Here is an 8,199-nt window from a genome sequence, read left to right as displayed (position 1 = left end):
GGTCGAATTTATTCGACCGCAGGCGCCCTCCATTGCAATCCAAACACGAACATGCCAGGCGTTCGCCGCAAAATAATCGTGATGACGATGTAGATGAGCAAGGATATGACGACAGCGAGGCCCGTGGTGAAGAAGTCGCTCAGGGCAAGAGGCGTTGGATGGGAGCCGAAATGGTGGGCGAGCCACGGGGCATGCACCGCAAACCAAGAGACCAAACCTGGCACGTCTGAAGCGTCGATCGTGACAGCCACACGCTTGCTCGCCCTGAGATAGTTCGCGAGCAAGATGATCAAGAAGCCGTCGATGAAAAGGGCAGCCGGAAACAAAAAACCTCGTGGCTGCTTGTAAACCGCAGTTTCCCCACTGGACGCGAACGCATCGAATCGTCCGCGCCAATAGTCGAACAAGGGGCTTCCAGCGAACACCCGCAGCGCATGAACGCGATGCGTCGCATACGGTTCGCGACCGATCAACTCGCCGACGCGCAGCGAAGGATCGGTCTCGATCTCGTCACGTTGCTCGATGAACGGCGTCGGATCGATGGCGCCTGCGATATCGCGGAACTGCGTCGTCAAGATCGCCCGCATGGCGGTGTCATACTTGCCGCAGCACAACAGACCCACGCGGTCGGCCGTGTACTCGGTGCGTCGCAGCCATGGACCCATGACGAAACCGAGGATCGGATTATCGGCGCCGTTGGGGGACAAGAGCGACGTCAGGCGCGTGTGCCGGGCGTAGATGTGTCCGAGCTCCCGCCCGACCAAGAACTTCAACTCGTCATCTGCGAGCTGCTGCAGCCACACGGTGGAGACGATCAGCGCATACGGCTCGCGCAGCCCGACCGCCGCCAGCGGCACGCGCAGATCCTCGCGCACGAAGATCAACGGCATCGAAACACCGAGCATCTTACAGCACGATTCGACCACCCCGAACACGCGCGGCAGTTGTTTCTGGTGGACGCGCACGCTGGTGCCCAACAAGCGGCCCCGGGCCATCGCGGTGTACGCGAATGCGCCGATCACCAATATCCCGATCGCCGAAGCAGCAAGCTCTTCGTGCAGAGCGTAGGTGATGAGCCCGATCGTGAGCGGCGCGAACACGACACACATGACGAGCATGAACGTCTCGCGCGGCCAGCGCACCGATTTGGCTCCCCGGAACAAACCCAACACTGGGGGCTGTGCAGTCACAGTAGCATCCGGCACAACCGGGCGTTCAACCCGCCACGACGGACGCCCCCGTCGGAGCGGGATGTCGCCCGCGCCCAGCCAAGTCCCGCCTCCACAGGTTCTCAGCACCATATCGGGAGGCCGGGTAAGTATGGGCAAGTTCACGGCCTGGATCTATGCGCCAGGCGACAAAGCCAAAGAAGTGAAGATCAGCGACTCGAAAGAGTTCGACACGCGCGATGAGGCGGTCAAGTGGGCCGAGTCCACCGGCGCCCATCTGTGGGGGGTGACAGAAGAAGACGACGACGCGCCGCAACCCCCGGCCGCAACGCCGCCCCCAGCCGCCACCTAAGGATCCACTGAGGGGAGAAGCACATGCCGAATTCGGTTTGTCGGATCGTAACCGAAGCTAGCATGCTAGACGAAGAAGAGAGCGGATGTCCCGACCATCGGAGGCGCGACATCCTGATAACCGGAAGCCATCACTCAACCAAACATCTGTGATATCTGATGGAAGGAACCACATGACCAGACTTTTCGCAGCGGTCCTTTCGCTTGGCGCATTAGCGGCCATCCTACAGACCGCGACCGTGCCCGCAAGCGCCGCATCAAACCCGATCACGGTCACGCAATGCTTCGTCATCCAGCCCAAGCCGCTGAGCAAGCTCGCCGGCGGCACGCAGATCGCATACGTCAACAATTCACGCAAGACGGTGACAAGCGTCACCTTCGTCGTCGGCTACCGCAACGCCGAGAACCATTTCTTGCGCAGAGTGACCGACGTAGGCCAGTTCACACCTGGGACGCCGATCGACCACCGTTTCGACCTCTACAACGACATCACGTACGCCGGCAAACAGACATCGAGCTGCTACGCATCATCGGTCAAATTCATCGACGGCTCGAGCTGGAACGCCTGATAGACCGCCCGGACGATACGTAGAAAAATCGCAGAACGCCCGCCCAACAGCGGGCGTTCGCAAACGTATGGAATATATCGGAATAGCGGACACCGGCATCCGTGCATCGCGGATCGGCCTTGGCACCTGGGCGATCGGCGGCGCGCTGTGGGGAGGCCCGGACGACGACGCCTCGATCGCGACGATCCACCGCGCGCTCGAGCTCGGCGTCACGCTGATCGACAGCGCGCCCGGCTACGGCGAAGGCCACTCCGAAGAAGTCATCGGCCGCGCGCTTGTCGGCCGCCGCGACAAAGCCGTCATCGCCACCAAATTCGGATTGCAATGGGACCAGACCCACGCGGTCGTCCGCAATTCGACGCCGCAGCGGATCCAACAAGAGCTTGAGGATTCACTGCGTCGACTCCAGACGGATCACGTCGACATCTATCAGATCCATTGGCCGGATTCGAAGACGCCGATGGAACAGACGGCCGGCACCATGGAAAAACTCTACAAAGCCGGCAAGATCCGTGCGATCGGGGTGAGCAACTTCTCGATCGAACAGATGGACAGTTTTCGCAAGACCGCACCGCTGCACACGATGCAGCCGCCGCTCAACCTCTTCGAACGCGGAGCGCAGAAAGAGCTGCTCCCGTACGCGCAGGCGCACGGCATCACCGCGCTCACGTATAGCGCGCTGTGCCGCGGCCTCCTCAGCGGTCGCATGACCGAACAGACGACGTTCAAGGGCGACGACCTTCGCGGCAGCTTCGATCCCAAGTTCAAACCGCCGCGCTTCGCGGAGTATCTACGAGCCGTCAAACGGCTCGACGACCTCGCACGCGAACGTTACGGCAAGCACGTGCTGGAACTAGCGGTACGTTGGGTGCTCGACCAACCGGGCGTGGGCGTCGCGCTGTGGGGCTCTCGCCGGCCGCAGGAGCTCGACCCGCTGCCGTCGATCCTCGATTTCCACCTCGACGAAAAGGCGTTGCGCGACATCGACCGCATCCTCGCCGAAGAGATCAAGGATCCGATCGGCCCCGACTTCATGGGTCCGCCGGAACGTCCCTAACGTTTCCCGGGTCGAACCTTCTCGAACCCCCTAGGCAACGGCTCTTCGAAAAGAGTGCAAGCAGGCATCGCCAACCCCGCCAGGCTCGCGTGGCTGACGACCTCGTCGCTACCGATGACTCTCTGACCGTCGGCGTCGCGAATGGTCACCGTCTTATCGCGCGTGTTGACGGTGAAGACCACGTTAGTGCCGCAAGCGAAATAGACGCGGATCTTGTCCTCGAGGTCTTTCTTCCGGTCCCCCGGCGAAAGGATTTCGACGACGGCGTCGGGCGCGATGCGCGGGATATCCGCGGCGTCCGGACTCTCGTAGGACAAACGCGCGTAGGATAGATAGGCCACATCCGGTACCAGCGGCCGTCGGATTTCTCCCGGCGGCTGGAGCCGGAACTCCCATTCCGTTCCAAACCTTCCGCAACCGTTTTCGCGCGCCCAAGCGCCGATCGCGGCCGCAAACACTGCCTGCGCCAACGCATGCTTACGCTGCGGGCTCACCTTTTGGAGCACCCGGCCGTTGACCCACTCGAGCGCCGGCTTGGTCTCCGGCAATATGATCTCGTGCATGACTTCTGACTCACGCACAGTATATCACGCGTCCTACGGACTCAGACAATAACCTTGACCGACTCGACTTCGCCCGGAAGGGGCACGGGCAGATTCTGATCCCTCAAATCGATGCCAGGAGGGTTCATGCGAATATTGGCGATAATCCATCCGCATGAGAGCCACCGTCAAGGTCGTGCGGAATTCCGTCCGTTTGATTTTCGTCGCCCTGTTGATCCTCGGGATCCTACTGTGGACTAATGTCGCCCCCAAGCTGCTCGACGCCCACGTGACGCTCGGCATCCTCCTCGTGCTCGGCCTATGGATCACGTGTACCATCGCGGCCGCGGCGCGCGTGTCGCTCGGCCTCGTCGCCGCCGGCGCGATCTGGGGCATTATCGTGGTCGCCCTCGGGATGACCCAAATCAGCCTGCTGCGTGATTCCATGCACTGGATCGTCCAGGTCACCCATCTGCTGGTCGGCATCGCGGCGCTCGCGCTCAACGAACGGCTGGCAGGCCAGACGCTGGAGCAGCTGCCCGCCGCCAGCTAGGCACCACATCGGCGCGGGCTCGTCCGCCTGGCCGGGTGTCCAACAGAACGCACGCATCTCGTTTCACTCGTCGTAAGGCGCAGGCCGCGCCCAACACGTATGAAACACCCCGACGTGACAGATCCGCGCTATTTCCTCATGTGCAAGCCGACGCATTTCGGCGTCTCGTACGTCATCAACCCCTGGATGAAGGGGAATATCGCCAAGACCTCGCTCGACCGAGCCACCAGCCAGTGGCGCGATCTGCTGCGCGCGCTGACCAAGCATGCCCGCATCGAGCTGGTCGAGCCCGAGCCGGGCCTGCCCGACATGGTCTTCACCGCAAACGCCGGCTTCGTCTACGATGATGTCGCCATCGTCAGCCGTTTCCGCCACCCCGAACGGCAAGGCGAGGAGCCGCACTTCGAGCGCTGGTTCCGCTCGCGACGTTACCAGGTCTTCACTATGCCGTCGAACATGCCGTTCGAGGGCGCCGGCGACGCGCTTATCGACCGCGCACACGCCAGGATATGGGCCGCGTGGGGCCACCGCTCCGCGCGCAGCTCGCACGCACTCATATCCATGCGCCTCGGCGTCGAAGTCGTCTCACTGCGTCTGGTCGATCCGCGTTTCTACCATCTTGACACGTGTTTTTGCCCGCTCGAAGGCGGGCCGATCATGTACTTCCCGGCGGCGTTTGACGCGCGCTCGAATCGCATCATCGAACGCCTCGTGCCGCGCCATGCGCGCATCGCTATAGAAGAAGAAGACGCGCTGCATTTCGCCTGCAACGCCGTCAACATCGGCACGACGATCGTCATGAACAAAGCGAGCCGAGCGCTGCGCGCCAACCTCGCTGCGCTGGGTTACAAACTCATCGAGACCGAACTGACCGAGTTCCTCAAAGCCGGCGGCGCAGCGAAATGCTTGACGCTGCGCCTCAACGAGCCGCGCAAGGGCGCCGCCGCGGTCGCGACTCGCATCGCCTAGGAACTCGGATAATACACGATCTCCACCCAGATGGGCCACATGTTCGCCCAGCACGGTATCGCTGATTTCACCTTTACAAAGCCGAGGCCGAACGTCGTCGAGCCGCCGGGCGGGAACCACCCGGTGATGTCGGCGGTGGCGTCGTGCATGATTTCGCCCTCAAAGACTGACGAGCTGAACTCAAACGAGCGTTGCGACGACGGATCCTCCGCGATGAACCCCGGGGTGCCCGACGAATTGGGAGCGAGCATCACTTGGGGATTCAGCGACGGACCGCTGGCGAACCAGCCCGCGTTTATCGTCTTTGCGACACCGGTGATCCCGCATGAGCCATCGAAGGCGACGTGCAGGGTCGCCTTTTGGACACTGCCGTGGGCGTTGAATGTGAAACCGGCGTAGCCGCGGATGATCCGGGTCGTATAGCATTGATCGTGCGGCTCGGAGGGTGAACCTAGTAGCGTGACCCCTTCGTCGATCTGAGGAGTCTCGATCTGTGTGATTGACGTCGGAGCGCACGGCGTCAGATCGTGCGAATATCTAGTCTGCAGTACGGTCGGTTGCAGCTGTAGCGTCACTTCGCCCATGGCCAGGTTCGACGCGCCGCACCACTTGTTGCTCGCGGGGGACTCCACCGATCCTTTGAATGCCGTGACGACGAAACAATCGGTCTTGTTATACGGCGAAATACCGCGGATCGTGATGGTCGGATCCGGCTGCGTGTCGACCGGCTGGCCCATGCCCAAAGACGCGATGCGACGAGGGTCGCCTGTATACGTGGTGACCCGATAGATGTGGTAGCCATCGATTTGCTGCAAGCAGCCAGTCTGCGTGCACGCCATCCAATCCCACACGAGCGGCAGTGTCACGGCGCTCGCGATGATGCCGGGGCAGACGAGCGCCGCGCCTAGGCCCGGGATATGCGCGGCGCACACCTGCGGGCTGTTGGTGTAGACAAGATTCTTCGGTGCCGGGATAGGCCCGGCTGCCAGCTGCGCGATCGGATTGGCCTGCAGCGTCGGATTCTTCGTCGGGGTTGGCATCGCGTGGGCAACGCCGGCCGGTTGCACCAATGACACGGCCGCGCTCCCGCTGCAGAATCCGCTGGGGACAACCACCGCGATGCTCGTCTTCGCACCGCCAACCGTCGCGTTGAACACGTGTCGGCCGCTCATGCCGGACGGCGGATTGAGCGCCGCGAGAGCCACGTCTATCTGCGCGCTCGCTTTCGGCTGCAACGCGGGCAACGCCGCGCCGCCGGCCCAGGATGCAATCGCCGCATCTTGCACCCACACCGCGTGGACGTCGCTGTTCGCAGGACTGGAGATCGAGCCTACGTTGCTCACCGACAAATGAAATGTGATGGCGGTGTGGCCGGCCGTGCAGCTGCTGCTCAGGGTATATGCGGGTTGCACGGCGGCGCTGATGGCGAGTTGGACTTGACTGAGGACGGGCTGTGCGTTCGTGGTGGTCGTCGGCATCGCAAGCACGTTCGTTCCGGCGAACAAGATCAACCCGCAGATGACGATGAAGGTCGAAAGCCGATGCATCAGCGCTCTCCTCATAGTCGCAAGGGTCTCGAAAGCTCGATCGTCACAGCGACCATTCGTATGCGTTCCAGAAATCGTACGCCGCCCCTGGCCGGAAACCGCGCAGGTCTACGTTCATCGCGTCGATCGTCGGCCGCCACACGATCCCGTGGAAGGGCAGCGCATCGTGGATGCGTTGCTGCACCAAGACGTAATACCGCCGCCGCACGGCTTGATCGGGGCTACGCAGCGCCGCCGCTTCCCACGCCCCGACATCCCGATCCACGAAAAACGAGCGGTTCTGCCCGCGCGGCGGCAGCTGATCCGGGCTCAGGTTGATGCTGTTGTCGGGATCCGCATCGAGATCCATCGTCACCAGTGCAAGATCGTAGTTGCCGCGCGTCATGATGCCGTTGCTCGCCCACGTCGCGAAGACGATGCTCGCCGGATAGTTGTGGATGTTGACGTCGATGCCCACGGCACGCAGATCCTGCTGCACCGCCTCTTCCGCCTTGAGCCGCACCGAAGCACCCACGACCGTGATCATCTCCAGGCTCAAGTCGCGGCCGTTCTTGCGCAGCACACCGGATGCCCCCGGCGTCCAACCCGCGCTGCGCAGCAAACTCTTGGCGCGCGCCGGATCGAACGGATACGGCAGCGCTGCGGAGTTGTACGCCCACGAGTCCGGACGGACATCCGCCATCGCCGGCGTCCCCAAACCCAGATACACCCGTTTCACCAGACTCTGCCAGTCGATCGCATACGCGACGGCCTGGCGCACCCGCACGTCCGACAGCGGCGCCCGCCCGCAATTGAACTTTATGTGCTCGAGCGAATACGTCGGTTCCACCGACAAGCGCACGCCGTCAGCCCCCTGCAGCTGCGCATACTGCGATTCCGGCAGATTATAATAGAAGTCGATGTCGTGTGACTGCATCGAGTTGAGCAGCGAATTCTCACTGGGGATGATCGAGATGACGATGCGCTTGAGCTTGGGCGCGCCGCGGAAATACGTCGGATTGGCCGCCAAGCGCAACTCGATCCCCGGTTGCCACGATTCCACCACGAACGGCCCGCTGCCGATCGGCTTCAGATTGTAAGAAACGCGGTTGAGATCGCTGTAACGACGCAGCAAATGGCTCGGCAAGATCCCGCCGCCTGGCGTATAGCCGCTGCGGAAAAACGCGCCCACGAACGGAGAGAACGGAGCCTTCAGGCGCACCACGACGGTATACGGATCCGGCGTCGTCAACGATGCGACGCGATCCGCCGGCTCCCGGTTGGGCGTGTTGTTGAGCGGATTCTCCGCCTGCTGCCAGGTGTAGGCGACGTCGGCCGACGTCAAAGGAGCACCGTCCGAAAACGTGATCCCATGCCGCAGGTGATACGTGATGGTCAGCCCGTCTTTGCTCACCCCGCCGTTCGCCAGCGTCGGCACGACAAGGGCCGCGTCGGGCACCAAC

9 protein-coding genes are annotated in these 8,199 nt (G+C 62.6%); 5 read left to right on the top strand and 4 right to left on the bottom strand.

Going from position 1 to position 8,199, the window contains the following annotated elements; genetic code table 11:
• Nucleotides 1-8 precede the first annotated feature (8 nt).
• Nucleotides 9-1,142 (bottom strand): M48 family metallopeptidase, encoded by a 1,134-nt coding sequence (locus tag VKF82_11565; GenBank protein HME82693.1) that lies wholly within the window; start codon nt 1,140-1,142, stop codon nt 9-11.
• 178 nt (nt 1,143-1,320) lie between these two features.
• Between VKF82_11565 and VKF82_11560 the strand changes: the two genes are divergently transcribed.
• The 3 genes from VKF82_11560 (at nt 1,321) to VKF82_11550 (ending at nt 3,146) form a co-directional block, all read left to right on the top strand.
• A complete protein-coding gene (locus tag VKF82_11560; GenBank protein ID HME82692.1) occupies nt 1,321-1,521 on the top strand; it encodes a hypothetical protein in 201 nt (66 codons plus the stop codon).
• Nucleotides 1,522-1,693: 172 nt separating this feature from the next.
• Complete coding sequence (locus VKF82_11555; GenBank protein HME82691.1) at nt 1,694-2,089, top strand: hypothetical protein; 396 nt, start codon at nt 1,694-1,696, stop codon at nt 2,087-2,089.
• Between the two features lie 67 nt (nt 2,090-2,156).
• On the top strand, nt 2,157-3,146 hold the full coding sequence (locus tag VKF82_11550) for an aldo/keto reductase (protein ID HME82690.1): 990 nt from the start codon (nt 2,157-2,159) through the stop codon (nt 3,144-3,146).
• Here VKF82_11550 and VKF82_11545 read toward each other — a convergent pair.
• Nucleotides 3,143-3,694: a Uma2 family endonuclease gene (locus tag VKF82_11545; protein ID HME82689.1), complete on the bottom strand. Its 552-nt coding sequence runs from the start codon at nt 3,692-3,694 to the stop codon at nt 3,143-3,145. The genes VKF82_11550 and VKF82_11545 overlap by 4 nt on opposite strands.
• A gap of 169 nt (nt 3,695-3,863) precedes the next feature.
• On the opposite strand from VKF82_11545, the gene VKF82_11540 reads away from it, so the two are divergent.
• Both VKF82_11540 and VKF82_11535 read left to right on the top strand, forming a co-directional pair.
• Nucleotides 3,864-4,241: a hypothetical protein gene (locus VKF82_11540; protein ID HME82688.1), complete on the top strand. Its 378-nt coding sequence runs from the start codon at nt 3,864-3,866 to the stop codon at nt 4,239-4,241.
• A 114-nt stretch (nt 4,242-4,355) separates the two neighbouring features.
• Nucleotides 4,356-5,210, top strand: a complete 855-nt coding sequence (locus VKF82_11535; protein ID HME82687.1) for a dimethylarginine dimethylaminohydrolase family protein — start codon at nt 4,356-4,358, stop codon at nt 5,208-5,210.
• On the opposite strand, the gene VKF82_11530 is transcribed toward VKF82_11535, so the two are convergent.
• Together VKF82_11530 and VKF82_11525 are read right to left on the bottom strand one after the other, a co-directional pair.
• Entirely contained in the window at nt 5,207-6,757 is a 1,551-nt protein-coding gene (locus VKF82_11530; protein HME82686.1) for a hypothetical protein, read from the bottom strand. The two genes, VKF82_11535 and VKF82_11530, sit on opposite strands and share 4 nt — an antisense overlap.
• 43 nt (nt 6,758-6,800) lie before the next feature.
• Nucleotides 6,801-8,199: peptide ABC transporter substrate-binding protein (locus VKF82_11525; protein ID HME82685.1), on the bottom strand; the 1,399-nt coding region annotated here is incomplete at its 5' end.

The sequence above is a fragment of the Candidatus Eremiobacteraceae bacterium genome (assembly GCA_035314825.1).
Lineage (GTDB): Bacteria > Vulcanimicrobiota > Vulcanimicrobiia > Eremiobacterales > Eremiobacteraceae > JAFAHD01.
Note: the sequence above shows the minus strand (reverse complement) of the source record. Positions and strands in the feature narration are given on the sequence as shown.

What these genes read in the sequence shown, in the direction of transcription:
- VKF82_11555 (HME82691.1), top strand. Translation starts at nt 1,694, where the DNA reads ATGACCAGACTTTTCGCAGCGGTCCTTTCGCTTGGCGCATTAGCGGCC.
- VKF82_11560 (HME82692.1), top strand. Translation starts at nt 1,321, where the DNA reads ATGGGCAAGTTCACGGCCTGGATCTATGCGCCAGGCGACAAAGCCAAA.
- VKF82_11530 (HME82686.1), bottom strand. Translation starts at nt 6,757, where the DNA reads ATGCATCGGCTTTCGACCTTCATCGTCATCTGCGGGTTGATCTTGTTC.
- VKF82_11540 (HME82688.1), top strand. Translation starts at nt 3,864, where the DNA reads ATGAGAGCCACCGTCAAGGTCGTGCGGAATTCCGTCCGTTTGATTTTC.
- VKF82_11550 (HME82690.1), top strand. Translation starts at nt 2,157, where the DNA reads ATGGAATATATCGGAATAGCGGACACCGGCATCCGTGCATCGCGGATC.